The organism is Muricoccus roseus, from assembly GCF_900141905.1.
GTDB lineage: Bacteria > Pseudomonadota > Alphaproteobacteria > Acetobacterales > Acetobacteraceae > Roseomonas > Roseomonas rosea.
On the sequence record NZ_FQZF01000017.1, the window covers coordinates 97789 to 123113 of the forward strand.

The following is a 25325-nucleotide window of genomic DNA, read 5'->3' on the forward strand; positions in this document are numbered from 1 at the left end:
TATGCCGCACGTCATGTCTGATCTGCCCCTTCTCCGTCTCCTTCCCGGCCGCGACCGGCGGGCCAAGGCGGGCCATCCCTGGATCTTCTCCAACGAGGTGGCGATGACCCCTGCCGCGCGTGCCCTGCCGCCCGGTTGCGCCGTGCGGGTAGAGGGGGATGACGGCGTCCGCCATGGGGTTCATCATTTCAACCCGCATTCGCTCATCGCGGCCCGGCGCCTCTCCCGCGATCCGGAAGCGGTGATCGACGATGCCTTTTGGCAGGCGCGCCTCGCGGAGGCGCTGGCGCTCCGCCGCCGTCTCTTCCCCACGCCGCATTATCGCCTGGCCCATGCGGAGGCCGACGGCCTGCCGGGCCTCATCCTCGACCGGTACGGAGACCTGATCGCGCTCCAGGCGAATACGGCCGGGATGGAGGCCGCGACGCCGGCCATCCTTCGCGCGCTGAACGCCCTCATCGCGCCGCGCGCCGTGGTGGCGCGGAACGAGGCTTCGGTCCGTGGCCTGGAGGGGCTGCCCGAAGCCACGCTGCTCCTGCATGGCTCGGACCCAACCGGCACGGTGGAGGAGGGAGGGGTTTCCTTCTCCGTCGATCCGCTCGGAGGACAGAAGACGGGCTGGTTCTTCGACCAGCGCGAGAACCGGGCGCGGGTAGCCAATCTCGCGCGCGGGGAGACGGTGCTGGACGCCTTCTGCCACACCGGCGGCTTCGGCCTGCAGGCCGCGGCCGCCGGGGCCGCGCGCGTGACCTTGCTCGACCGCTCCGAGCACGCCCTGGCAACCGCGATGGAGACCGCCCGCCGCAACGGGCTGGAGGACCGGGTGGAGGCCGTGCGCGGCGAGGCGATGGAGGCGCTGGAGCGCATGGGGAGGGAAGGGGCACGCTTCGGTGTGGTGGTGGTGGACCCGCCGGCCTTCGCCAAGTCCCGCAAGGACATTCCCCAGGCCATCCGCGCCTATTCGCGCCTCGCACGGCTGGCGGCGGGACTGGTGGTGCCCGGCGGCATTCTCTTCATCGCCTCCTGCAGCCACCATGTGCCCTCCGGCGAGTTCACCGACACGGTGCTTGCGGGGCTGCAGCGAGCACGGCGGGATGCGCGGATCCTGGCCATCACGGGAGCTGGTCCGGACCATCCCATTCATCCGATGCTACCTGAAAGCGTGTACCTCAAGGCACTGACTTTGCAGCTTTCCTGATCCGCCAGGCTGGGCCGCCGAAGGGCGGTCCAGCATCTCTTGAACTCCGCCACCGACGCCTTATGTAGCTTGCTAATGTTAGCTTGCTACGAGAAAGCCTCGGTGATGACCCTCAACGCCCAGTTTGTCACGGCCCTCCGCCGGGTGACGCAGCGCTGGCGCACGCGTTGGGATGCGGAGCTGCGCGACAGCGGCCAGACCCTCGGCCGCGCGCGGGCCCTGATGATCCTCTCGCAGGAAGGCGGCAGCGCCATGCAGCGGGACCTGGCCGCCCATCTCTCGGTGGAGCATCCGACGCTGGTGCGCCTCCTGGACTCGCTGGAGGCCCAGGGGCTGATCCGCCGCGGGCCGGTGCAGGGCAATGCGCGCGCGAACCGGATCGCCCTCACCGAGGCGGCGCAGCCCGTCGTGGCGTCGGTCGAGGCCGTTTCCGAGGCCCTTCGCCAGCGGGTGCTGGGCGACATCCCGCGTCAGGACCTCGAGACGGCGCTGCGCGTCCTTCATGCGGTGGCGGCGAAGCTGGAGGGGCTCGAAGCCGTTCCTTCGCTGCCGTCCCCGGGCGGGCGCCGCGGTGAGGAGGCCAGTGCGTGAGCGACAACACGGCCCCCAGCCCGGAAGCGCCGCCGGCCGAGCCGGCGCCGCAAGCCGGTCCTGGCCGTCTCCTGGTCTACGGCCTGGCCTCGCTGACCTTCGGCCTCACCCAGGGGCTCGGGAACAACCTCTTCGCCGCCAACATCCAGGCCGTCCAGTCCGCCTTCGGCGCAACCACCAACGAGGCGGCTTGGCTCACGGCGGCCTATGCCTCCACGAGCATCACGGCCTCGCTCCTGCTTTTCAAGCTGCGCACCCAGTTCGGGCTGCGGCTCTTCGCGAAGCTGGGGCTGATGCTCTTCCTGGCCGTCTCGCTCGCGCATCTCCTGGTCAGCGACCTGCGCTCGGCGGTGGTCCTGCGGGCGGTCGCGGGCTTCGCCGGGGCGCCGCTGAACACACTGGCGATCCTCTACATGATCGAGCTGCTGCCGCAGCGGATGAAGCTGACGGTCGGGATCGCGCTCGGGCTGATCGGGGCGCAGATCGCGGTGCCGATCGCTCGGCTGGTCTCGCCCGGCCTGCTGGAGATCGGGCTTTGGGGCCAGCTCAACACGCTGGAGCTGGCCATGGCGGTGCTCTCGCTGGCCTGGGTCTATCTCCTCCCGATCACGCCGCCGCCCCGCGCCCAGGCCTTCGACCTCGTGGATGCGGTCAGCCTTCCGCTGCTGGTGGTCGGGCTGGGACTGATCGCGATCGTTCTCAGCCTGGGCCGCTGGTACTGGTGGTTCGAGGCCCCTTGGCTCGGCACCTGCCTGGCCGGGGGCCTCGGTGCCCTGGCGCTGCTCGTCGCGATCGAGCTGAACCGGGAGCGGCCGATCATCAACCTGCACTGGCTCTCCTCCACGGACATGATCCTCTTCGGGGGATCCATGTTCGTCGCCCGCTTCGTCCTCTCGGAGCAGACGACGGGGACGATCGGCTTCTTCCAGAATCTGGGCCTGCTGAACGAGAACATGACCGGCATGTTCCTGGTGATCCTGGCGGCGACGCTGGCCGGCTTCATCGGCGTGGCCTTCGTCAACCGCCCGGAGAACCGGCCGGCGATCCATGCGGTGGCGCTCGCCCTCATCGCGGTCGGCGCCTGGCTGGAGAGCCGCGGCACCAGCCTGACCCGGCCGCAGGATGTCCTGCTGCCGCAGGCGCTGGTCGCCTTCGGCGGCGCCATCTTCCTGCCCGCGGCCACGGGCTGGAGCTTCGCCCACACGCTCCGCTCCGGCGTGCAATACCTGACAAGCTTCTTCGCCGTCTTCCTGGCTTCGCAGAATCTCGGCGGACTGCTCGGCGCGGCGATGCTCGGCACGCTGGTGACCGTCCGGGAGAAGTTCCACTCCAACCAGATCGTCGAGAACCTCACCCTCGGCGATCCGCTGGTGGCGCAGCGCATCGCCCAGTACGGCGCCTCCTATGCCCGGGTGCTCGGCGACCCCGCGCTCCGGAACGCCGAGGGCTCTGTGCTGCTCGGGCAGGTGGCGACCCGCGAGGCCACGGTGCTCGCCTATAACGACCTTTTCCTCGTGGTGGCCGTCGTCGCGGCCCTCTGCCTTCTCGGCCTCCTCCTCCACCAATTCGCCGCCTGGCTGGGCCGGCGCGCCGCCCAGGCGCCCGGCGCCGCGGCCTGACCCCGCACGCAGGACCCCATGCCTCTCTTCAAGCTCGCCCGTTCGCGGGCCACCATTCCCGCCCTCCTCCTCGGGGTCGCGGGCGTCCTCCTCGTCCTTTTCTCCTGGCGGCTGCCGCCCTTCACCTCCACGGTGCAGACCACGGACGACGCCTATGTCCGCGGCCTCGTCACCGTCGTCAGCCCGCAGGTGGCCGGCTACATCGTCGACATCCGCGTGCAGGACTATGCCGAGGTGAAGCAGGGTGACCTGCTCGCCCGGATCGACGACCGGATCTACCAGCAGCGGCTGGCGCAGGCGCGGGCGCAGCTGGCCGCCAGCCGGGCATCGCTGTCCAATCTCGAGGTCCAGCGCCGGACCAAGGAAGCCCAGGTCGAGGTCGCCCAGGCCCAGGTGGAGAATGCCGAGGCCGTGCTGACCAAGGCGCGGGCCGATGTCCGGCGCATCGAGCCGCTGGTGGCCGCCAATATCCAGTCCCGCGCCCAGAGCGATGCGGTGCACGCCACCCTGCGCCAGGCCGAGGCTGGCCTCGCGCAGACCCGCGCCTCCGAGAGCGTCGCGGAGCAGTCCCTCGCCGAGACGCTGGCCACCCGCGCCGGGCTGGAGGCCGCGGTGCAGGGGGCGGAGGCGGCCGTTCATCTGGCCGAGATCGACGTGCAGAACACCCGGATCCTGGCGCCCCGCGACGGCCGGCTGGGCGAAGTGGGGGCGCGGCTCGGCCAGTATGTGACGGCGGGCACGCAGATCACCTCGGTGGTGCCGCCGCTCCGCTGGGTGGTGGCCAACTACAAGGAGACGCAGATCCCCGGAATGGCGGTGGGCCAGCCCGTGCAGTTCCGGGTGGACGCCCTGCGCGGCGCGGAGCTGACCGGCCGGATCGAGCGTTTCTCTCCAGCCACCGGCTCCGAGTTCAGCGTCATCCGGGCAGACAACGCGACCGGCAACTTCACCAAGGTCGCCCAGCGCCTACCGGTCCGCATCGCGATCGACCCTGGCCAACCCCTGGCCGATGCCCTGGCCCCCGGCATGTCCGTCGTGGTGCGGGTGGACACGGCCGCCCCGGCCCACGGCCAGGCCCGGCCCCCCGCCTGAGCTCAGCCCTTCGGGGCGAGGGGCAGGGTGAAGCGGGAGGTGGTGCCGCGACCCGGCGCGCTCTCCATCACGAAGGTGCCGCCGTGCAGCTCCACCAGCGCGCGGACCAGGGGCAGGCCCAGGCCGGTACCCCGTTCGGCGCTGCCGCCCACCCGGCCGAAGGGCTCGAGCGCCACGGTCAGCTCCGCCTCGGTCATGCCGCGCCCGGTGTCGGAAACGCGGACCACGATCATCCCGCCCTCCGGAAAGGCCGTCACCTCGGCGAGCTGGCCCGGACCGGCATACTTCACCGCATTGCTGAGGAGATTGAGCAGGATCTGCAGCAGGGCCCGCGGGTCGCCCATGGCCACCAGCCCCGGCGGAACCCGCTGGTCCAGCGTCATCTCCCGGCTGGCCGCCTCCGCGCGCAGCAGCCTTGCGGCGCGCTGGGCCAGGGGCGCCAGTTCCACCCGCTGCCGCTCCAGCTGCTGCTTGCCCTCTCGCAGAGCGGCGAAATGCTGCACGTCCTCGATGAGGGAGAGCATGTGCTGACCGCCCTCCGCGATGTCGTTGGCGAAGGCGTTGTAGCTCTCGTGGCCGAGCGGTCCGTGGGGCTGCATCTGCAGCAGCTCCGCGAAGCCCAGCACGGCGTTCAGCGGCGTGCGCAGCTCATGCGTCACCTCCGCCAGGGCACGTTCGCGCCGCCGCGCGCTGTCCAGCGCCTCCTGCCGCGCGCCCCGCGCGGCCAGGAGGGCCGTGTCGAGCGCGGCCAGGGTTTCCTGCGTGGCGGCCATCATCCGGCCGGCCAAGTCCCGGTGGTGCACCGGCAGGGCGGGCAGCGCCTCCTCCCGCGCATAGGTCTGCAGTGCCTCGGTGGTCTGCCGGACGGGCTGCAGCAGGGCCCGGATGCCCATCAGGGCCAGGCCCGTGCCGAGAAGCGTCGCCCCCAGCAACACGGCCAGGAGCTGCCAATCGGCCGGGCGGTCCCTCAGCAGCAGAAGGAGTACCGAAATCAGGGGGATATGGGTCGCAACGAAGGCAACGATAAAGAACTTGCCCGCATAGCCAAAGGGCGCGCGGAGCCGGTCGAGAAACACGTAGAGGCGCATCGGCTGTCCCCTATTCCAACTTCTGGACGGCATCAAAGAAAACGAGCGCGCAGGTCCACGCTGTCCCGGCGGCCGAGCGCCTCGCGGTTCTCGCCCAGCCAGGCTTCCGCGGCGGCGTAGCCGTCCTCGCGCAAGCCGCGAAGAAAGTCACGGTCCCCGTTGTATTTGGTGGATATTCCGAGGCGCCGCATCCGTTCCTCATCCTCGACGAGATGGACGAAAAGCCGCTGGTACCGGGGCGGTTGCAGCACGCCCTGGTCCACGAGGCGCTGCACGAACTCGATGGCCCTCATCTCGTACATGAGCGAGGCGTTGAAGCCGATCTCATTCACCCGCGTGTTGATGTCCTGCACGGTCTGCGGAATGTCCGGGCGGGAGATCGGGTTGATCCCGACCAGCACGATGTCCGGCGGGTTGCCGGGATGCTCGTAGAGCGGCCAGAGCGCCGGATTCCCCAGGAACCCACCATCCCAATAGGCCTCCCCGTCGATCTCGATGGCGCGGAAGACATTGGGCAGGCAGGCGGAGGCGAGCAGGGTCTCGCGCGTCAGCTCGTGTCGGGTGAAGACGCGCGGCTTGCCCGTGCGGACATTGGTGGCGGTGACGAAGAGCTGCGGCGCGGGCCCGCCGCCGCAGAGGGTGCCGAGGTCCAGCACCTCCTCCAGCACCCGGCGCAGCGGGTTCATGTCCAGCGGAAAGGGATTGAGCTGATAGGGCGAGAAGAGCCGGGTCATCGCGTCGAAGGCCTGCCAGGCGAAGCCGCGGCTGAGGTCGGGGCCCCAGAGCAGCTCCTTCAGCGGGCTGTTCCGCAAGGGGCTGAAGGCGTAGCGCGTGCCGATGGCGGTCCACAGCCGGTCCAGCAGCGCCGCCGCCCCGGCCCGCCCGCCCTCGGCCATGCCCTGGACGAAGGCCGCGCCGTTGATGGCACCCGCCGAGGTGCCGGAGATGGCGGCGACCTCGATGGACTCCTCCTCCAGCAGCCGCAGGAGCACGCCCCAGGTGAAGGCGCCATGCGTGCCGCCGCCTTGCAGGGCCAGGTTGATCCGGCAGGGCGCGGCACGCCCGGCGACCGCCGGGGCGGCGGGCATGCCCTCGATCGGCGGCACGCCCTCCGAGCCCGCCTCCTCCTCGCCGGTCATGCCAGGGGCCTCAGGAGGCAGTCCAGCCGCCGTCGACCGAAAGGGCCGCGCCGTTCACGGCCCCGCTGTTCGGCCCGCAGAGATAGACGGCCATGCCGGCCACCTCCTCGACCTCCACCCAACGCTTGCTCGGCTGCTTCTCCAGCAGGAGGTCGGTCAGGGCCACCTCCTCGGAGACGCCGTGCTTCTGCGCAAGCGGCGCCACCTGGGCCTCGGCCAGCGGCGTGCGGACGAAGCCGGGGCAGATGGCGTTGCAGGTGATGGGCGTGCGGGCGACCTCGATGGCGACGGTCTTGGTCAGACCGACCACGCCGTGCTTGGCCGTGACATAGGCCGACTTGAAGGGCGAGGCGACGAGCCCGTGAGCTGAGGCGACATTGATGATCCGCCCCCAGCCCCGCTCCCGCATCGTGGGCAGCACGGCCTTGATGGCGTGGAAGTTCGAGGAGAGATTGATCGCGAGGATCGCGTCCCACTTCTCCTCCGGGAACTCCTCCACCGGGCTGACGAACTGGATCCCGGCGTTGTTCACCAGAATGTCCACCTGGCCCATGGCCGCCGCGGCATCGGCGCACATCTGGCGCACGGCCGCGGGATTGGAAAGGTCAGCGTCGGAATAGGGCGCCTCGCCGCCCTGGATGGATGCGACCTCCGAGCGGGCGGCAGCGATGGCCTCCGGGGTTCCGAAGCCGTTCAGCATCACCCGCGCGCCCTCGCGTGCGAAGGCGAGGGCGATGGCGAGGCCGATCCCGCTGGTGGAGCCGGTGACGAGGGCGGTGCGGCCCTTCAGGGACTGGGTCATGCGCAAGCTTCCGGTTCTGGCTGGGGGAGGAGACGCTCAGGGCAGGCGCTTCGCAATCCCCGCCAGCCAGCGGATCCCGGGGTTGGTCAGGCTTGGCGCCCGGTGCTCCAGCGCGGCCCGGGCGATGGCGGCTGACAGGGTGGGCTGGGGCAGGCTCGCTGCCGCCAACTCGGCGACCGGGCGCCCCAGTGCCAGGGAGAGCATGCCCGCCATTTCCAATCCGCCGGGCGCGAGGAGCCCGGCGCCGACCAGGCGCCCACGCCGATCCACGGAGAGGGTAACAAGCCCTTCCTCGATCCCCTCGGCGGAGGCGCGGGTGGTGTCAGCCAGGGGCCAGCGAAGGGTCTCCGCCGCCTCCACCTGGTCAGGCGCACCCAGCTCCACCAGGGCGGGTTCCGTCCGGATGGCGCGCAGCGGCGCCGGAGTCGCGGGCATGCCGGGAACGCGGAAAAGCATGCTGCGGGCGAGGGCGCCGAGATCGGAGGCGCCTGCATGCCCGATCACCCCGCCGGCCGCCCAGATCCGCCGGCTGCCCTCCACGCGGAGCGATTCGTCCACGACCAGGCCCGGCCCGGGCAGGCCGGCGGTGACGAGGTCCAACCCTGCCAGGCGCGGGGCACGCCCGAGAGCAAGGAGGAGATGCGACCCTTCCACCCGCGTGCCATCGGCCAGGAGAAGCGAGACGCCTCCCTCCCGCCGCTCGGCCCGGGCCGGTTCCCGCCCCTCCATCAGAACCACGCCATCCCGCCGCAAGGCGCGTGCGAGCCCCTCCGCCAGCACGGGATCCGCGCCGGGCGCGATGCGGGTGGCCTCGATGACGGTCGCCCGGGTCCCGAGCCGGGCAAAGGCTTGGGCCATTTCCAGCCCGAAGCCGCCGCCGCCCAGGATCAGGAGGTGGTCTGGGCGCTCCTCCAGCGCATGGATCGTCTCCTCAGTCAGGTAGGGAACGGTCTCCAGCCCCTCCAGCGACGGGATGACGGGGGCGGCGCCGGTCGCGACCAGGGCGCGGCGGAAGCGCCATTCCTGGCCGGCCGCAGCCACGGCGTCCGGAGCGGAGAAACGGCCCGTGGCCCGTACCAGCTCCACGCCCATGGCCTCGAAGCGGGCCGCCGTCGAATCCGGGGCGGCATCGGCGTCGGCCGCCGCCAGATGGGTGCGGAGGGCGAGCCAGTCCACCGGCACATCGCCGCTGCCAATTCCCATGCGGGCTGCGCTCCGGGCCAGGGCGGCCCTGGCGCCGGCTGCCCGCAGGGCAGCCTGGATCAGCTCGGGATCCGGCGCCTCGCCCCCCATGGGACCCCGCTCGAACAGGGTGACGCGCAGGCCGAGCGCCACGGCCAGCGAGGCCAGGCCCCGCCCGGCGGCGCCGGCGCCAATCACGGCGATGTCGGTTTCAGGCATGCTCTCCCTTCCGGCCGGTTGACCCGCGCCACGCATAACGCGGTTCCGCGGGAAGGGTAGGGGGCAGGGCTCCATCGAGGCTTCGGTTGACGCGGATGGGACCGCCTTTCTATACAGCGCCACCCGCGCCGGGCGTCCCGCCGCGGCTGCCTGCGTCTGCGCCCGAACTTTGGGCCAGGTCCGGGCGGCCGGGCTGTCCGGGCCAGACCACTCAACGCCGACCCGTCCCTGCCGGGCGGCCTGCACCTGAACGGAGCGCCTTGCCGTGAAGCGTACTTATCAGCCCTCCAAGCTCGTCCGGAAGCGCCGGCACGGCTTCCGTACCCGCATGGAAACCGTCGGCGGCCGCAAGGTGATCGCCAACCGCCGCGCCAAGGGCCGTAAGAAGCTCTCGGCCTAGGTCACCCAGTGGGGCGCGACCTTCTACCGCGCCCCCACCTCTGGTCCGCAGCATGAAACTGCCCCGGATGAAGAAGCGGCGCGACTTCCTGCGCGCCGCGCAGCGCGGCAAGCGCGCCGCCCGGCCGGGGCTGGTGATCCAGGCCCTGTCGGAGACGGGCGGGCCGATGCGCCTGGGCTTCACCGTGACAAAGAAGGTGGGCAACGCGGTGGTGCGCAACCGCACCAAGCGGCGGCTGCGTGAGGCCGCGCGCCTGGTGCTGGGCAACGCCCCGCCGGAAGGCTGGGACATCGTGCTGATCGGCCGGGACGAGACCCGCAGCCGCCCCTTCACGCAGCTGCAGGGTGACCTGCGGGGGGCACTGAAGCAGGCGGGCGTGGGCCCGTGAGCGCCACCGCCGAAGCCCTGAAGCTGGGCATACGCGCCTACCAGTTCACCCTGCGCCCCTTCATCGGGGCGCATTGCCGTTTCCATCCCCATTGCAGCGCCTATGCGATCGAGGCCCTGAGCGAGCACGGGGCGCTGCGCGGCAGCGCGCTCGCCGCCCGCCGCATCCTCCGCTGCCATCCCTGGAACCCGGGCGGCTACGACCCCGTACCCGCCCCGACACAGCGCTGAGCGCCGGACCTGATGGACAACAAGCGACTCCTTGCCGCGATCGCGATCTCGATCGGCATCCTGCTGCTCTTCGACGTGTGGAACCGCCCGTCCCGGGAGGCGCAGCGCCAGGCGGCGCAGAACGTCCAGCAGTCCCAGACCAGCTCGGTCCCGCTGCCGCAGGCCAACACGGCGCTGAACCCAGCCGGCGTCGCCAGCACCGGCCCGAATGAAGGCGCGCCCACCACCCCCGCCCCGCGCCTTCCCATCGAGAGCGCGCGCGTGCAGGGCAGCGTGAACCTCCGCGGCGCCCGGATCGACGACCTGGTGCTGCGGGACTATCGGGAGACCATCCAGCCCGGCAGCCCGAATGTCCGCATCCTCGCCCCGCGCGAGGACAACGCTCCCTATTTCGCGCAATGGGGCTGGACCGCCGCCGATGGCCGCACCCGCGTGCCGGATGCGAACACCGAGTGGACCGCCGAAGGCGGCCGGCTCACGCCGAACAACCCCGTCACGCTGCGCTGGGAGAACGGGACGGGGCAGCGCTTCGAGATCGCGCTTTCGCTGGACCCGAACTTCATGGTCACCGCCGACCAGCGCGTGGTGAACACGGGCAGCGAGGCGGTGCAGGTGCTGCCTTGGGCCCGGGTGCGCCGCGAGCACACGCCGCAGGTGGCCGGCTACTACATCCTGCATGAGGGCTTCGTCGGCGTGCTCGACGGCCGCCTGCGTGAGACGAAGTATGCCGACGCCAAGACCGAGGCCGGCCGGCGCAACGGCGGCCCGGCGCTGGAGCAGGAAGGGACCGGCGGCTGGGCCGGCTTCACCGACAAGTACTGGCTGGCGGCCATCGCGCCCGTCGACCAGTCCGCCCGTGACCGCGCGGCCTTCCGCCACGTGAGCGAGAACGGCCAGGATCGCTGGCAGGTGGACTTCGCGCCCGCCGCCCCGGTCTCCGCCGCCCCCGGCGCCACTGCGGGCTTCGCCACCCGGCTCTTCGCCGGCGCGAAGGAGGTGCATCTGCTGGATGCCTATGCCTCGAACCTCGGCATCACCGATTTCGACAAGGCCATCGACTTCGGCTGGTTCTACTTCCTGACCAAGCCGTTCTTCTACGCGCTCGACTGGCTGTTCAAGCTCGTCGGCAACTTCGGCGTGGCGATCCTGATCTTCACCGTGGCGCTGAAGGTCCTGTTCTTCCCGCTGGCCAGCAAGTCCTACAAGTCCATGGCCCGCATGAAGGTGCTGGGCCCGAAGATGCAGGAGCTGAAGGAGCGCAACAAGGACGACCCTGCCAAGATGCAGCAGGAGATGATGGCGCTGTACAAGGCGGAGAAGATCAACCCCGCCTCGGGCTGCCTGCCCATCCTGCTGCAGATCCCGGTCTTCTTCGCGCTCTACAAGGTACTCTTCGTCACCATCGAGATGCGGCACGCGCCCTTCTACGGCTGGATCCGCGACCTCTCGGCGCCCGACCCGACGAACCTGTTCAACCTCTTCGGCCTGATCCCTTGGGATCCGCCCCTGTTCCTGCACATGCCGGCCTGGGCGATCATCATGGGCATCACAATGTATGTTCAGTTCAAGCTGAACCCCACGCCGCCGGACCCGATCCAGGCGAAGCTGTTCGGCTTCATGCCGATCATCTTCACCTTCATGCTGGCCAGCTTCCCGGCCGGGCTGGTGATCTACTGGTCCTGGAACAACCTGCTCTCTGTGGCCCAGCAGTACTACATCACGCGGCATGAGCGGGCGGAGCAGCGCGTCGGCAAGGCCGCGGCCAAGACGTGACGGCCATGAAGGACGGGGCACCGGGGATGACGCCCGAGCAGGAGGAGGAGGCCCGGCGGCTTGAGGCCGGGCGCCTTCTCTTCGCGCGCCCCGTCAACTTCTTCTTCGCGGCCCAGAAGCTGGAGGGCCTTCCCCCGGCCTCCGCGCCAGAGGTGGCCTTCTGCGGCCGCTCCAATGTCGGCAAGTCCTCCCTCATCAACGCCATCGCCGGGCAGAATGCGCTGGCCCGCGTCTCCCACACGCCGGGCCGGACGCGGCAGCTCAACTTCTTCGCGGCCGGGGAGGGGACGGAGCACCCGCTCACTATCGTGGACATGCCCGGCTACGGCTTCGCCCAGGCCAGCAAGGCGGTGAAGGCCGACTGGCAGGGGCTGATGTTCGACTATCTCCGCGGCCGCCCCACCCTTCGGCGCGTCTTCCTGCTGATGGATGCGCGGATCGAAACCAAGGATGGCGACCGCGCGGCCATGGACCTGCTGGGGGAGGCCGCCGTGCCCTTCCAGATCGTCCTGACCAAGTCGGACGACGCCAAGCCGGCTTCCCGCCTGCTCAAGCGGCAGCAGGAGATGGCGGAAATCGTCCGCAAGCGGGTTGCGGCCCATCCGGTGGTGCTTACCACCTCCGCCGCCAAGGGCACGGGGATGCCCGAGCTGCGTGCGGCGCTCGCCGACATCGCGGCTTCCGGCTGAGCCCGGGTTGACCTTCCGGGGCGCCGCCCCTTACCACCGCCGCCCACCGGCCATCGCGGAAAGAGCCATGCCCACCGAAGCGCAAGACCAGATGGCCATTCTTGCCGGCGCGCTGCCCTATCTGAAGCGCTATGACGACCAGCTCGTCGTCGTGAAGTATGGCGGCCATGCGATGGGCGAGGAGGAGAGCGCGCTGCGCTTCGGGCGCGACATCGCGCTGCTGGAGCAGGTGGGCGTGAATCCCGTGGTCGTCCACGGCGGCGGGCCGCAGATCAACGCCATGCTGAAGCGGCTGAACGTCCAGTCCACCTTCGTCAACGGCCTGCGCGTGACCGATGCGCAGATGGTGGACGTGGTCGAGATGGTCCTCGCCGGCACGGTCAACAAGCAGGTGGCCGAGGCGATCACCCGCGCGGGCGTCATCGCCGTCGGCATCTCCGGCAAGGACGGCAACCTCATCCGCGCCCGCAAGGCCGAGCGGACGATGCGCGACCCCGAGACGAATGAGGAGCGGGAGATCGACCTCGGCTTCGTGGGCGAGCCGGAACATGTGGACACGAAGGTGCTGCGCCTGCTGATCGGCGCCGACATCGTGCCCGTCGTCGCGCCCGTCGGCGTGGGCGAGGATGGCCAGACCTACAACATCAATGCCGACACGGTGGCGGGTGCCATCGCCGGGGCCCTGGGCGCGGCCCGCCTTCTGATGCTGACCGACGTGGCCGGCGTGCGTGGCCCGGACGGCCAGCATATCCCCGAGATGACGGTGGCCGAGGTGCGTGCCGGCATCGAGGCCGGCTGGATTTCGGGCGGCATGATCCCGAAGGTCGAAACCTGCATCTACGCCATCGAGAAGGGCGTGCAGGGCGCCGTCATCCTCGACGGCCGCGTGCCCCATGCGGTGCTGGCCGAGCTGTTCACCGCCGGCGGGCCGGGAACCCTCATCAAGCCCTGAGGCAGATCCCTCAACCCGGAACGAGCAGCCCGTCCACCAGGGCCTGCATCGCCTCCGGCTGCATCGTCCATTCGCCGCCCGGCAGTGTGAGCAACTCCTCCGGCTTGCTGCCGGCCAGGCGCATCTGGGCCAAGGTGGCGGCCCGGGCGGTCAGCCCCGCCTTCCAGCATAGCGCCACCAGCACGGGTGCCTCCCGTGCCTCCACCGCGCGGGTCACCACCCCCGCCGGCAGCCCGCTGAGCGCGGCGAGAACCCGGGCGCACTCGGCCCGGTAGCCCTTCCGGGCGGCCGCGACGAAGCTCTCCTCGTCCAGCCCGCCCTGTTCCGGCGCCAAGCCGCTCGGGGTGACTCCCCCCTGGTGCAGCGCCTCCCATGCAGCCGGGTCCAGATCCCGCCGGGCGAGCAGCAGGCGAAGCGCCTCATCGGCCAGCAGGTCGCGAAGGGCGCCCACGACCACCTTGCTGAGCGCCGGCCGGCGGGCGAGGGCGGACTGCCACCCCGGATAATCGGCGGCACCCGCGGCGATGGCGAGCAGGGTCGCGTCCCGCAGGCGGGCGGTGGCATTGGCCAGCAGCGCCGCCACCGGCTGCTCCTCCGCCCGGGCCGCGATGGCATCGGAGGGGCGCTCGGGCAGGTGGGGCCGGCGCGCGATGGCGCAAAGGGTTTCCGACACCGGCGGGTCGGCGATCAGCGCCAGGAGGTCTTCCTCGTCGAGCAGGGGAGACCCCCGGAGGACGGGCTCGGCGACGGCCATCGCCACATCCCGGGCCAGGCGCAGGATCAAGGGGCGGGGAACATCGGCATGCTCTGCCACCAGTTCCGTCACCGCCGAGCGCACCGCGACCACCTCGTCCTCAACCAGAAGCCGCAACGCCTCCCAGGTCGCGCGGCGGTGGCGGTCCGCGCTGTCGGGATCGAGCAGGGGGGCGAGGGAGGCGAGCTTACGGGCCAGCACCCGCCGCACGCCCGGCTCCGAGTCGCGCGCCAGCACCTGGTCGGCCAGGGGCGGGGTGGCGGCATTGGCCGCGATGGCGGCGCGCACGGCGGTGGCGGGATCGTTCGCCAGGAAGAACAGCATTTCGGGCGGCGTATCCGCTCGTTCCGCCAGTCTCGCCCGCGCGGCATCGTCCATGCGGCGGGGTGAGGCGGCCATCATGGCTTCCATCGTCGCCTCCAGGGTCCTCAAGGAGGGCCCGCCCTTTGGGCGCGGGACCTCGCCGGCGTGCAAGCTGCCCCGCCGAGATGAAGGAAGGCTGAATCCGCGCGTATCCCACGCCGCGTTGACAGCATGCGCCGCCCGCGCGATGGGGTCCGTCCCCGAGACGCAGCCCCGAGACGCAGGACGCCCCATGGACCTCGCCGCCCTCCAGCCCCGCATCGAGGCGCTCTGGGAGCGCCGCGCCGAGCTGACCCCCGCCACCCGGGGCGAGGAGCGCGACGCCGTGGAGGCCGCGCTGGAAGCCCTGGATTCGGGCAAGGCGCGCGTGGCCGAGCCCGACGGGAATGGCGGCTGGCGGGTGAACCAGTGGCTGAAGCAGGCCGTGCTGCTTTCCTTCCGGCTGGAGGACAGCGTGCCGATGGACACGGCCGCTGGCGCCTATGACAAGGTTCCGCTCAAGTTCAGCGACTGGGGGGAAAACCGCTTCAAGGAGGCCGGCTTCCGCGCCGTTCCGGGCGCGGTGGTGCGCCGCTCCGCCTTCATTGCCCCGGGCGTGGTGCTGATGCCGAGCTTCGTCAATCTCGGAGCCTATGTGGACCGGAACACGATGGTGGACACCTGGGCCACCGTCGGCTCCTGCGCCCAGATCGGCCGGAACGTGCATCTCTCCGGCGGCGCCGGCATCGGCGGCGTGCTCGAGCCGCTGCAGGCGAACCCGGTGGTGATCGAGGACGACTGCTTCATCGGCGCCCGTTCCGAGGTGGCCGAGGGCGTGATCGTCGAGCGCGGCTCGGTCCTCTCCATGGGCGTCTTCCTCGGCGCCTCGACGAAGATCATGGACCGCGCGACCGGCGAGATCTTCGTCGGCCGCGTGCCGGCCTATTCCGTGGTGGTCCCGGGCAGCCTGCCCGGCAAGCCGCTGCCGGACGGCACGCCGGGCCCCTCGCTCTACTGCGCGGTGATCGTGAAGCGCGTGGATGCCCGCACGCGGGAGAAGACCTCGATCAACGAGCTGCTTCGCGACTGAGGCGGAACCCATGGCCACCGACCCGCTTCCCATCGCGCAGGACCTCATCCGCTGCGCCTCCGTGACCCCGGCCGATGAGGGAGCGATCGCGGTGCTGGAGCGGGCGCTGGAGCCGCTCGGCTTCCAATGCACGCGCCTGCGCTTCGGCGAGGTGGAGAACCTCTTCGCCATCCGCCGCTCCGGCGGCAACGGACCGCATCTCTGCTTCGCCGGCCATACGGATGTGGTGCCGCCCGGCGAGGGCTGGACGCATCCGCCCTTCGCGGCCGAGGTCGAGGACGGCACGCTCTACGGGCGCGGCGCGGTGGACATGAAGGGCGGCGTCGCCGCTTTCGTCGCCGCCGCGGCCGATGTGGTGGCCGATGGGACGGCGGAGAAGGGCACGCTCTCCTTCCTCATCACCGGCGACGAGGAGGGGGTGGCGGTGGACGGCACCACCCGCGTGCTGGACTGGATGGCGGAGAACCACCTCGTCCCCGACATGTGCCTGGTGGGGGAGCCGACGAGCAAGGAACGGCTGGGCGACACGATCAAGATCGGCCGGCGCGGCAGCTTTTCCGCCGAGTTCACCATCCATGGCATCCAGGGCCATGTCGCCTATCCCGAGCGGGCGGATAACCCGGTGCACCGGCTGGCCCGCGTGCTCTACCGCCTGACCGAGAAGCCGCTGGACAGCGGCACCGAGTGGTTCCAGGCCAGCACGCTGCAGGTCACCACGGTCGATGTCGGCAACCCCACGAACAACATCGTGCCCGCCAAGGCCTTTGCCCGGCTCAACATCCGCTTCAACCCCACCCATACGGCCGTGAGCCTGGAGGCATGGATCCGGGGCATCCTGGCGGAGGAGGCGCCGCGCCACGACGCGTCCTTCTCCTGCTCCGGCGAGGCCTTCCTGACCGAGCCCGGCCCCTTCGTGGACGCGCTGCGCCGCGCCGTTCAGGCGAGCACGGGCGAGGAGGGGAAGCTGGACACCGGCGGCGGCACCTCCGATGCGCGCTTCATCACGCGCCTCTGCCCCGTGGCGGAGCTGGGCGCGGTCGGCACGACCATGCACAAGGTGGACGAGCGAACCCCCGTCGAGGAGCTGCGGCGCCTGTCCTCGCTCTACGGCGCGGTCATCCGGGAGTGCCTGGGCTGAGCGCGCCGGGGGTCAGCCTCGAGACCCAGATCGTTGCGGGGCTGCGGGCGGCCTCCCTGCTGGCGCGCGGGCGGGAGGAAGGGCTCCGCTTCGCCCTCCTCTCGATGGAAGGCGCCGCGCGCTCCTTCTGGGCCGGCGTCTTCTGCCTCCTGCCTTTCCTCCTTGTCCGCGCCCTGGGCACGGGGGCCTTCCTCTCCGGCACGCTGCCGATCGAACTGATCGGTTATGTCCTGGGTTGGGTCGTCTTCCCGCTCGCCTCGCTTAGCCTTGCCGAGGCGTCGGGACGGGGGCCGCTCTGGCCGCTCTTCGTCGCGGCCTGGAACTGGACGAACCTCGTGCAGTACGGGGCGCTGCTGGCCGCCACCCTGCTCGGGGGGCTGCTTCCTCCGGGCTTCGGCGGCTCCCTCATTCTCGCCGCATTCGGCTACGCGCTCTGGATGGAATGGTTCGTGGCGAAATCGGCGCTGCGGATCAGCGGGATCCGCGCGGCCCTGTTCGTGCTTCTCGACATGGCGATCGGCCTTTTCATCGCCTCGGTGGTCACGCGTCTCTCGGCCGGCTGATCCGCTCAGTCCGGGATCGGCGGGTAGCGCAGCCCGGCCGTCTCCGCCTCGAAGCGCCGGACGAGGGGCGGGGTCCGGAAGGCCAGGGCGAGCAATGCCCCGCGCAGCGGCGCCAGGAACCCCGGCGCGGTCAGCATGGCCCGCGTGGTCCGATCCGTGGCGCGGAGCACGCGCCGCGCGACGGCATGGCGTTGCAGGGCCCAGGCCTCCACCGCGGCCTCCACGGCATCCGGCCCAGCGGCCAGGGCGCTGGCGAGGGACCAGGCATCCTGCATGCCGATATTCATGCCCTGGCCGCCCGCGGGCGAATGGACATGCGCGGCATCGCCCGCCAGCACCACGCGGCCCTTCCGCATGGAGGCCACCTGGCGCTGGCTGATGCCGAAGGCGCTCCACCAGACCGGATCATGCGGCGCGATGCCCCTGCGCCGGAAGGGCGCCATGTCGTTCTCCGGCGGCGGCGGCGCCCCCTCCGGCACGGTGGTGACGAGCCGCCACAGCCCGCCCGGCAGGCCGAAGCCGAGCAGGGGCGGGGAGACGGCGACATGCAGGAAACCCGGTTCCAGCCCCTCCACATGCGCGTCGGTGAGCACCAGCCGGGCGTCGTAGCGTTTGCCCCGGAACGGATCGCCAAGGGCGTGCCGCACGGCACTGTGCGCCCCGTCGCATCCGACGATCCACTCGGCCTCCGCCAGCTCCTCCCGCCCGTCCGCATGGCGGAGCACGGCCCGGCCTTCCCGAAGACCTTCGAAGGCCACGCCGCGTTCGGGCGGAGGCCCGGCCGCCTCCAGGATGGCCTCGGTGCGGGCCTGGGGCAGGATGACCATGCTGGGAAAGCGCGGATGCATGCCGCGGAAGCGCGCCCGCACCACGCGGCGGCCGAGATGCAGGCAGGCGCCATGGATCGGCAGGGCCTCTTCCAGGATGCGCTGCGCGAGACCCAGGCGGTCCAGCATCTCCAGCGACCGTGCCTGGATGCCCAGGGCGCGGGACCAGGGCAGCCGCTCGGCCGCCTTGTCGGTCAAGCGGTACGGAATGCCGCGCTGGCGCAGCGAAAGGGCCAGGACCAGCCCGACCGGCCCCGCACCCACGATCAGGACGGACACGCGGCGACTCCCCGGCTGCTCCGGCCCCACAGACTAGCCCCTGGCCCGGAGCTGGAAAGGTCGGGCCGCTGGGGCGGCGTCAGTACCCCTCGCGCCGCCCTGCCAGGCTTCGCCCGGCACGCACCGCCCCGTCGCCGAACCGGGTCCGCAGCGCCTCCATCGCGGCCCAGCGCGCCGCCCGCCGCGGTGCCTCGGGGTCCGCCAGGTCACCCTGGTCGGCGCCCTTGCCCTCGACCAGTGGCTGGGCCCCGATGCCGATGAGGCGAAAGGCGGTCCCGTCCGCTTCACGGGCCAGCAAGGGCAGCACGGCGGCGTAAAGGGTTTCGGGCACGATGCTCGGCCCGGCCAGCCGCGCATGGCGGGTGCGAAGGGCGAAGCGGCTGGTCTTCAGCTTCAGCACCACGCCGCCGGCGGCATAGCCCTTCTCTGCCAGCCGCCGGGCGAGCTTTTCGCACAGGCGCCAGAGGATGGGTTCCATCTCGGCCGGGCGGCTCAGGTCGCGGTCGAAGGTGGTCTCGGCCGAGATGGACTTCGTGTCCCGTTCCGGCCTCACCGGGCGCGAGTCCTCGCCGCGCGCCCGGGCGACGAGCAGGGGCCCTTCCTCACCGAAGCGCCGCAGCGCTTCGCGCGGCTCCAGCGACTGCAACTGGCCCAGGGTGGAAAAGCCCATGCCGGCCAGCTTCGCCGCGAAGGCTGGTCCGACGCCGGGAAGGATGGTGACGGGTTCAGGCGCGAGCAGGCCGGCGGCCTCGGCCGCGCCGATGCAGGCAAGGCCCCGTGGCTTGTCCCGCTCCACCGCAATTTTCGCGAGCAGGCGGTTCGGAGCCAGCCCGACGGAAATCGTCACCCCCACCTCCTGCTCCACCCGCCGCGCGAAGCGGGCCAGGGCGACCGCGGGCGGGGCGCCGTGCAGCGCCTCGGTGCCCGAGAGGTCCAGGACCGCCTCGTCGATCGACATCGCCTGCACCAGCGGAGTCAGCGCCTCCATCAGCGCCCGCACATGGCGGGAGGCGGCGACGTATTTCGTGAAATCCGGCTTGATGACCACCGCATCCGGGCAGGCCTTCAGCGCCTTGAACATCGGCATGGCCGATTTCACGCCCCGGGTGCGCGCAACATAGCAGGCGGCCGAAACCACGCCGCGTTGCCCGCCACCCACGATCACCGGTCGGCTCGCCAGCTCCGGTCGGTCCCGCTTCTCGACGCTCGCGAAAAAGGCGTCGCAATCGACATGGGCGATGGCGAGGGTGAACAACTCGGGATGCGAGGCCACGCGCCCCGAGCCGCAGGCGGCGCAACGGCGGCGGTGATCCTCGGCTTGCGTGAAGCAGTCCCGGCACAGGGAGGGCATGGCACCCTTCTAGCACGGAACGGGAACGCTGCCCGAGTCGTCCCTGGGTTCTGGGGTGGCGGTCTGTCCCGGGAGAGGAAGAAGGAATCTTCCTCTCCCCGGACCCGTCGAAGGCAGTGCCTTCGACCCATCATCTTTTTCTTCGAGTTTGGAATCACCGGGCTGATGGTGCGCCTGAGGTATAAGACCTCACGCGACCGCAAGGGCAGGAAAGAGCCCAGCAGCCAGAAACCCCTTCAATCCGGGGCATCCACGGAAGTCAGACGGGGTTCCAAGGGCCTCAGGCCCTTGGCGGGGGCAGGGCGGAGCCCTCCTCAGCGAGACCCCGAGCGAGATCAGTTCGCGTCCCAGAGCCGCGCAGCGCCGAAGACGCCGGAACTGTCTCCGTGCCGGGCCTGGACGAGGTTCACCTTCTTCGCGTCCCCGAAGATCCAGGGCGCCATGAGGTCCGGCACCTCGCGATAGAGGTGTTCGAAGTTGGACACGCCGCCGCCGAGCACAATGACGTCGGGGTCCATGATGTTCACGATCATGGCCAGCGCCCGGGCTAGGCGGTCGGCATGGCGGGCGAGTCCGGCCTGGCAGAGCGGGTCGCCAGCCCGTGCCCGGTCGTCCACTTGGCTGGCGTCCCGGTGGCCCGGGCCGAAGGTGTCGACGGCCAGGGAGGGGCCGGCCAGGAAGGTCTCCAGGCAGCCATGGCGGCCGCACCAGCAGCGGGGGCCGGGAAATTCGTCCGGCTTCATCCAGGGCAGGGGGGTGTGGCCCCATTCGCCGGCCACGCGATTCAGCCCGTCCAGCGGGCGGCCATGGACCACCCAGCCGCCGCCGACTCCCGTGCCCAGGATGGCGGCGAAGACCACGGGGTAGCCGGCGCCGGCGCCGTCGGCCGCCTCGCTCATCGCCAGGCAATTGGCGTCGTTCATCACACGCACCTCGCGCCCGAGCGCGGCGGCCAGGTCCTTGTCCAGCGGGTTGCCGTTCAGCGCCTGGGTGTTGCCGTTCCGGACGAGGCCGGTATGCGGGTTGATGCTGCCCGGGATGCCCACCCCGACCGTTCCCCTGGCCCCCAGCTCCGCCTCGGCCTCGCGCACGAGGCTCGCGATGGTGTCGAGGATGGCGGGATAGCCGTCGCCGGTCGGCTTGCGGCGGCGCAGCAGCACCTGTCCCGCCTCGTCCAGCGCCACGATCTCCGTCTTGGTTCCGCCGAGGTCCACGCCGAGCTTGATCGCCATGGCGGATCAATGCCGGGGCATCGGGCTCGCGTCCAGCGCCCCGCCGGTCACAGCCGCGTCGGCAGTGCTGGACTTGCGGCGTGGCAGGTGGTGGATTGCCCGGCCCGATGGCCGCCTCCTCCCAAGCCCCCAAGAACGAAACCGTGCTCGACGTCCAGGGCCTCACCTGTCCGATGCCGGTGCTGAAGGCCAACAAGGCCCTTCGCAGCCTGCCCCCCGGGGCCAGGCTGACCGTGCTGGCGACCGATGCCGCCAGCGTGATCGACTTCCAGGCCTTCTGCCGGGAGACGGGGCATGCCCTGGTTTCCTTCAGCGAGAATGCCGGGGTCTACCGGTATACCCTGCGCAAGCGGGACGATCAGGCGGGCAAGGGCGGCTGATGCTGCTCCTGACCCATCCCGCCTGCCTGCGCCACGACAACGGCCCGCATCACCCGGAATGCCCGGATCGGCTGCGTGCCGTGATCCAGGCGCTGGAGGCACAGGAATTCTCCGGCCTCGTCCGGGCCGAGGCGCCGGAGGCGAGCCGGGAGGCGCTGCTGCGGGTGCATACGGCGGCGCATGTGGATCGCATCCTCTCGATCCGCCCCGCACCGGGGCAGCGGGTGCATCTCGATCCCGACACCGCCATGAACGAGTATTCCGCCGAGGCCGCGCTGCGCGCCGCCGGGGCGGGGGTGGAGGCGGTGGATTGTGTGGTGCGGGGCGAATTCCCGCGCGCCTTCTGCGCCATCCGCCCTCCCGGCCATCATGCTGAGCCCGAGGCACCGATGGGCTTCTGCCTCTTCTCCAACGTCGCGGTCGCGGCCCGGCACGCCCAGGCGGCGCATGGGGTGCAGCGGGTCGCCGTGCTCGATTTCGACGTGCATCACGGCAACGGCACCCAGGCCGCTTTCTGGAACGAGCCGACTCTGATGCTCGCCTCCTCTCATCAGGCCGCGCTCTACCCAGGCACGGGCGATGCCTCGGAGACGGGGGCGGGAAACATCCTCAACGTCCCGCTCGCTGCCGGGACGGAGGGGCCGGCCTTCCGCCGCGCCTGGGAGCGGAGCATCCTGCCGGAGGTGGCGCGCTTCGCGCCCGGGCTGATCATCATCTCGGCCGGCTTCGACGCCCACCGGGCCGATCCCCTGGCCGGGCTGCGCCTGGTGGAGGATGATTTCGCCTGGGTGACCGAGGCCATCTGCGAGGTCGCGAATGCGAGTTGCGGCGGCCGGGTGGTCTCGATGCTGGAAGGCGGCTACGACCTCGGCGCCCTTGCCCGATCGGCAGCTGCGCATCTGCGCGCCCTGATCCGCGCCTGACCCGTTCCGGAGCCCGCATGCCCGAATCCGCCCCTCTCCCCGATGTCGAAAGCCTCTCCTTCGAGGAGGCGATGAAGGAGCTGGAAGCCATCGTCCGCCGCCTCGAGGGTGGGGAGGCCCGGCTCGAGGAGGCGATGGACTCCTACGCTCGCGGCACGGCGCTCCGCGCCCATTGCGAGCGCAAGCTGTCCGAGGCCGAGGCGCGGGTGCAGGCCCTGGTTCCCGGCAGCGCCGGGCCGACGCTGCGGGATGTGGAATGATGAGCGAAGTGGCGGCGATGGACGACCTCTCGATGGAGGCGCTGAAGCGGGCGATGGCCGAGGCCGCCTCGGAGGTGGACGAGGCGCTGGACGCGCTGCTGCCGAAGGAGGAGGGCGAGGAGCGCTCCCTCTTCGCCGCCATGCGCTACGCGACGATGGGGGGCGGCAAGAAGCTGCGCGCCTTCCTCGTGCTGGAGAGCGCGCGGCAGTTCGGCGTGGCCCGCCAGTCCGCGCTGCGCGCCGCGGCGGCGGTGGAGATGCTGCACGGCTACTCGCTGGTGCATGACGACCTGCCCGCGATGGACAATGACGACCTGCGCCGGGGCAAGCCGACCGTCCACAAGGCTTGGGACGAGGCGACGGCGATCCTGGTGGGCGATGCGTTGCAGACCCAGGCGTTCGCGGTGCTGGCGGCCCCGGAGACCCATGCGGACCCGGCCGTGCGCGCCGATCTGTGCCTGCACCTCGCCCTGGCCTCCGGCGCCCGCGGCATGGTCGGCGGCCAGATGCTGGACATGATGGCGGAGAAGGCGACCGCGCCGCTGGACGAGGCGGCGATCGGCCGGCTGCAGCTGCTCAAGACCGGCAAGCTGATCGAGTTCTCGGCCGAGGCCGGCGCCATCCTCGGCAAGGCCGCGGCCCAGCCGCGCCAGTGCCTCACCTCCTATGGCCGTGAGATCGGCGCCGCCTTCCAGATCGCGGACGACCTGCTGGACCTGACCGCGACGCCTGAGGAGGCGGGGAAGGCGACCGGCAAGGATGCGGGCGCCGGCAAGGCGACCCTGCTGGGCCTGCTCGGCCCCGAGCGGGCCCGTGCTCAGGCGGAACGTTTGGTCGAACAGGCGAAGCACCATCTCGACAGCTTCGACGATCGGGCCGATCTCTTGCGGACCCTGGCGGACCATGTGATCCGCCGCCGGAACTAGCGTTCAACGAAGATACGGTTCGAGGAAGAGCCCATGTCCCCCCCGCCTGTGACGCCGCTCCTCGACCGGGTACGTGTGCCGTCCGATCTCCGGAACTTCTCGCCCGAGCAGTTGAAGCAGTTGGCGGAGGAGGTTCGTGCCGAGACGGTTCACGCGGTCTCGACCACGGGCGGGCATCTGGGTGCGAGCCTTGGGGTGGTGGAGCTGACGGTGGCGTTGCACGCCATCTTCGAGACGCCGCGGGACCGGCTGATCTGGGATGTCGGGCACCAGGCCTATCCGCACAAGATCCTGACCGGGCGGCGGGACCGGATCCGCACGCTGCGCCAGGGGGGCGGGCTGTCCGGCTTCACCCGCCGCAGCGAGAGCGAGTACGACCCGTTCGGGGCGGCGCATTCCTCCACCTCCATCTCGGCCGGGCTCGGCATGGCGGTCGCGCGCGACCTGCTGGGCGCGCAGGGGCTGGGCCAGGGGCCCGAGCAGGCGGTGATCGCGGTCATCGGCGACGGCGCCATGTCGGCCGGCATGGCCTATGAGGCGATGAACAACGCGGGCGCGATCAAGTCCCGCCTCATCGTCATCCTCAACGACAACGACATGTCCATCGCCCGCCCCGTGGGCGCCATGTCGGCCTATCTGTCGCGGCTGATCTCGTCCCGCCCCTTCCTGTCCATCCGAGAGGTGATGGGCCGCATGGCCCGGCGCTTCCCCCGCCCGCTGGCCCAGGCCGCCAAGCGGGCGGACGAATATGCCCGCGGCATGCTCACGGGCGGCACCCTCTTCGAGGAGATGGGCTTCTACTATGTCGGGCCGATCGACGGGCACGACCTGGACCACCTGCTGCCCGTGCTGCGCAACCTGCGCGATGCCGAGGAGAGCGGGCCCATCCTGCTCCATGTGGTCACGCAAAAGGGCAAGGGCTACGCGCCGGCCGAGGCGAGCGACGACAAGTACCACGGCGTGGTCAAGTTCAACGTCGTCACCGGCGAGCAGGCCAAGGCCCCGCCCGGCCCGCCCTCCTACACCAAGGTCTTCGCCCAGGCCCTGATGGCCGAGGCCGAGGCGGACCCGCGCATCGTGGCCATCACCGCCGCCATGCCCGGCGGCACGGGGCTGGACGCCTTCGAGCGCAAGTTCCCCCGCCGGAGCTTCGACGTGGGCATCGCCGAGCAGCACGCGGTGACGTTTGCGGCCGGCATGGCCACCGAGGGGCTCCGGCCCTTCGTCGCCATCTACTCGACCTTCCTCCAGCGCGCCTATGACCAGCTGGTGCATGACGTGGCGCTGCAGAACCTGCCCGTGCGCTTTGCGATGGACCGGGCCGGGCTGGTGGGCGCCGATGGCGCGACCCATGCCGGGGCCTATGACATCGCCTATCTCGGCTGCATTCCGAACATGACCCTCATGGCGGCCGCCGACGAGGTGGAGCTGGTGCATATGGTGGCGACCGCCGCCGCCCATGACAGCGGCCCGATCGCCTTCCGCTACCCCCGCGGCGAGGGCACCGGCCTCGAGCTGCCGGCCCGCGGCACGCCCCTGCCCATCGGCAAGGGCCGCGTGCTGCGCGAGGGGAACAGCATCGCCATCCTCTCCTACGGCACCCGGCTGGCCGAGGCGCTGCGGGCCGCCGACGAGCTCGCCGCCCAGGGCCTCTCCTGCACGGTGGCCGATGCGCGCTTCGCCAAGCCGCTGGATACCGATCTGCTCGAGCGACTGGCCCGCAACCACAGCGTCCTGCTCACCGTCGAGGAGGGCTCGGTCGGCGGCTTCGGGTCCCTCGTCGCCCAGCACCTCGCCCATGCCGGGCTGCTCGATGGCGGATTGCGCTTCCGGCCGCTGGTCCTGCCGGATATCTATATCGACCACGAGACGCCCAAAAAGCAGTACGACCTCGCCGG

The 25325-nt window shown here is 71.1% G+C and carries 26 protein-coding genes; 18 read left to right on the plus strand and 8 right to left on the minus strand.

Going from position 1 to position 25325, the window contains the following annotated elements; translation table 11 throughout:
- The first annotated feature begins 13 nt into the window (after positions 1-13).
- From BUB97_RS15175 to BUB97_RS15190, 4 genes are all read left to right on the plus strand, one after another.
- A complete protein-coding gene (locus tag BUB97_RS15175; RefSeq protein WP_073136185.1) occupies positions 14-1198 on the plus strand; it encodes a class I SAM-dependent rRNA methyltransferase in 1185 nt (394 codons plus the stop codon).
- Positions 1199-1303: 105 nt separating this feature from the next.
- Entirely contained in the window at positions 1304-1789 is a 486-nt protein-coding gene (locus BUB97_RS15180) for a MarR family winged helix-turn-helix transcriptional regulator (protein WP_073136187.1), read from the plus strand.
- Positions 1786-3408, plus strand: a complete 1623-nt coding sequence (locus BUB97_RS15185; RefSeq protein WP_073136189.1) for an MFS transporter — start codon at positions 1786-1788, stop codon at positions 3406-3408. The genes BUB97_RS15180 and BUB97_RS15185 overlap by 4 nt, the downstream gene beginning before the upstream one ends.
- An 18-nt stretch (positions 3409-3426) precedes the next feature.
- A complete protein-coding gene (locus BUB97_RS15190) occupies positions 3427-4500 on the plus strand; it encodes an HlyD family secretion protein (RefSeq protein ID WP_073136191.1) in 1074 nt (357 codons plus the stop codon).
- A gap of 2 nt (positions 4501-4502) precedes the next feature.
- On the opposite strand, the gene BUB97_RS15195 is transcribed toward BUB97_RS15190, so the two are convergent.
- The 4 genes from BUB97_RS15195 to BUB97_RS15210 are packed head-to-tail and all read right to left on the minus strand — an operon-like array spanning position 4503 to position 8930.
- On the minus strand, positions 4503-5588 hold the full coding sequence (locus BUB97_RS15195) for a sensor histidine kinase (protein WP_073136193.1): 1086 nt from the start codon (positions 5586-5588) through the stop codon (positions 4503-4505).
- Positions 5589-5620: 32 nt separating this feature from the next.
- Positions 5621-6727, minus strand: a complete 1107-nt coding sequence (locus tag BUB97_RS15200) for a patatin-like phospholipase family protein (protein WP_245818318.1) — start codon at positions 6725-6727, stop codon at positions 5621-5623.
- Positions 6728-6737: 10 nt separating this feature from the next.
- Positions 6738-7529, minus strand: a complete 792-nt coding sequence (locus BUB97_RS15205) for a 3-hydroxybutyrate dehydrogenase (RefSeq protein WP_073136195.1) — start codon at positions 7527-7529, stop codon at positions 6738-6740.
- A gap of 36 nt (positions 7530-7565) precedes the next feature.
- Complete coding sequence (locus BUB97_RS15210; protein ID WP_073136196.1) at positions 7566-8930, minus strand: FAD-dependent oxidoreductase; 1365 nt, start codon at positions 8928-8930, stop codon at positions 7566-7568.
- Between the two features lie 265 nt (positions 8931-9195).
- Here BUB97_RS15210 and rpmH point away from each other — a divergent pair, with 265 nt between their 5' ends.
- From rpmH to argB, 6 genes are all read left to right on the plus strand, one after another.
- Positions 9196-9330: a 50S ribosomal protein L34 gene (gene rpmH, locus BUB97_RS15215; RefSeq protein WP_073136198.1), complete on the plus strand. Its 135-nt coding sequence runs from the start codon at positions 9196-9198 to the stop codon at positions 9328-9330.
- Positions 9331-9382: 52 nt separating this feature from the next.
- Entirely contained in the window at positions 9383-9718 is a 336-nt protein-coding gene (gene rnpA / locus BUB97_RS15220; RefSeq protein WP_073136200.1) for a ribonuclease P protein component, read from the plus strand.
- Positions 9715-9948, plus strand: a complete 234-nt coding sequence (yidD, locus tag BUB97_RS15225; protein WP_073136202.1) for a membrane protein insertion efficiency factor YidD — start codon at positions 9715-9717, stop codon at positions 9946-9948. Before rnpA ends, yidD begins: the two co-directional genes overlap by 4 nt.
- Before the next feature lie 12 nt (positions 9949-9960).
- Positions 9961-11721, plus strand: a complete 1761-nt coding sequence (gene yidC, locus BUB97_RS15230) for a membrane protein insertase YidC (RefSeq protein ID WP_073136204.1) — start codon at positions 9961-9963, stop codon at positions 11719-11721.
- A 5-nt stretch (positions 11722-11726) separates the two neighbouring features.
- On the plus strand, positions 11727-12410 hold the full coding sequence (gene yihA, locus BUB97_RS15235) for a ribosome biogenesis GTP-binding protein YihA/YsxC (protein ID WP_073136259.1): 684 nt from the start codon (positions 11727-11729) through the stop codon (positions 12408-12410).
- 67 nt (positions 12411-12477) lie between these two features.
- Positions 12478-13362: an acetylglutamate kinase gene (argB, locus tag BUB97_RS15240; RefSeq protein ID WP_073136206.1), complete on the plus strand. Its 885-nt coding sequence runs from the start codon at positions 12478-12480 to the stop codon at positions 13360-13362.
- Between the two features lie 10 nt (positions 13363-13372).
- Here the strand turns inward: argB and BUB97_RS15245 are convergent, their stop codons facing one another.
- The gene (locus BUB97_RS15245) at positions 13373-14527 is read right to left on the minus strand and encodes a DUF2336 domain-containing protein (RefSeq protein WP_073136208.1); all 1155 of its coding nucleotides are present in this window, start codon (positions 14525-14527) and stop codon (positions 13373-13375) included.
- Positions 14528-14711: 184 nt separating this feature from the next.
- On the opposite strand from BUB97_RS15245, the gene dapD reads away from it, so the two are divergent.
- From dapD to BUB97_RS15260, 3 genes are read left to right on the plus strand one after another with little or no spacing between them, the layout of a single operon-like run.
- On the plus strand, positions 14712-15548 hold the full coding sequence (gene dapD / locus BUB97_RS15250) for a 2,3,4,5-tetrahydropyridine-2,6-dicarboxylate N-succinyltransferase (RefSeq protein WP_073136210.1): 837 nt from the start codon (positions 14712-14714) through the stop codon (positions 15546-15548).
- A 10-nt stretch (positions 15549-15558) separates the two neighbouring features.
- Entirely contained in the window at positions 15559-16686 is a 1128-nt protein-coding gene (gene dapE / locus BUB97_RS15255; RefSeq protein ID WP_073136212.1) for a succinyl-diaminopimelate desuccinylase, read from the plus strand.
- Positions 16674-17249, plus strand: a complete 576-nt coding sequence (locus BUB97_RS15260) for a hypothetical protein (RefSeq protein ID WP_073136214.1) — start codon at positions 16674-16676, stop codon at positions 17247-17249. The genes dapE and BUB97_RS15260 overlap by 13 nt, the downstream gene beginning before the upstream one ends.
- 5 nt (positions 17250-17254) lie before the next feature.
- Here the strand turns inward: BUB97_RS15260 and BUB97_RS15265 are convergent, their stop codons facing one another.
- The 3 genes from BUB97_RS15265 to BUB97_RS15275 form a co-directional block, all read right to left on the minus strand.
- Positions 17255-18355: an FAD-dependent oxidoreductase gene (locus tag BUB97_RS15265; RefSeq protein ID WP_073136216.1), complete on the minus strand. Its 1101-nt coding sequence runs from the start codon at positions 18353-18355 to the stop codon at positions 17255-17257.
- 79 nt (positions 18356-18434) lie between these two features.
- On the minus strand, positions 18435-19706 hold the full coding sequence (locus BUB97_RS15270; protein ID WP_073136218.1) for a DNA polymerase IV: 1272 nt from the start codon (positions 19704-19706) through the stop codon (positions 18435-18437).
- Between the two features lie 335 nt (positions 19707-20041).
- Complete coding sequence (locus BUB97_RS15275) at positions 20042-20938, minus strand: ROK family protein (RefSeq protein ID WP_073136220.1); 897 nt, start codon at positions 20936-20938, stop codon at positions 20042-20044.
- A gap of 107 nt (positions 20939-21045) precedes the next feature.
- Between BUB97_RS15275 and BUB97_RS15280 the strand changes: the two genes are divergently transcribed.
- The 5 genes from BUB97_RS15280 to dxs form a co-directional block, all read left to right on the plus strand.
- Entirely contained in the window at positions 21046-21318 is a 273-nt protein-coding gene (locus BUB97_RS15280) for a sulfurtransferase TusA family protein (RefSeq protein ID WP_073136222.1), read from the plus strand.
- Positions 21318-22241 (plus strand): histone deacetylase family protein, encoded by a 924-nt coding sequence (locus tag BUB97_RS15285; protein ID WP_073136224.1) that lies wholly within the window; start codon positions 21318-21320, stop codon positions 22239-22241. Before BUB97_RS15280 ends, BUB97_RS15285 begins: the two co-directional genes overlap by 1 nt.
- Before the next feature lie 17 nt (positions 22242-22258).
- Complete coding sequence (locus BUB97_RS15290) at positions 22259-22501, plus strand: exodeoxyribonuclease VII small subunit (protein WP_073136226.1); 243 nt, start codon at positions 22259-22261, stop codon at positions 22499-22501.
- Positions 22502-22533: 32 nt separating this feature from the next.
- A complete protein-coding gene (locus BUB97_RS15295; protein ID WP_456306338.1) occupies positions 22534-23427 on the plus strand; it encodes a polyprenyl synthetase family protein in 894 nt (297 codons plus the stop codon).
- Between the two features lie 33 nt (positions 23428-23460).
- On the plus strand, positions 23461-25325 hold a 1865-nt coding region (dxs, locus tag BUB97_RS15300), incomplete at its 3' end, for a 1-deoxy-D-xylulose-5-phosphate synthase (RefSeq protein ID WP_073135993.1).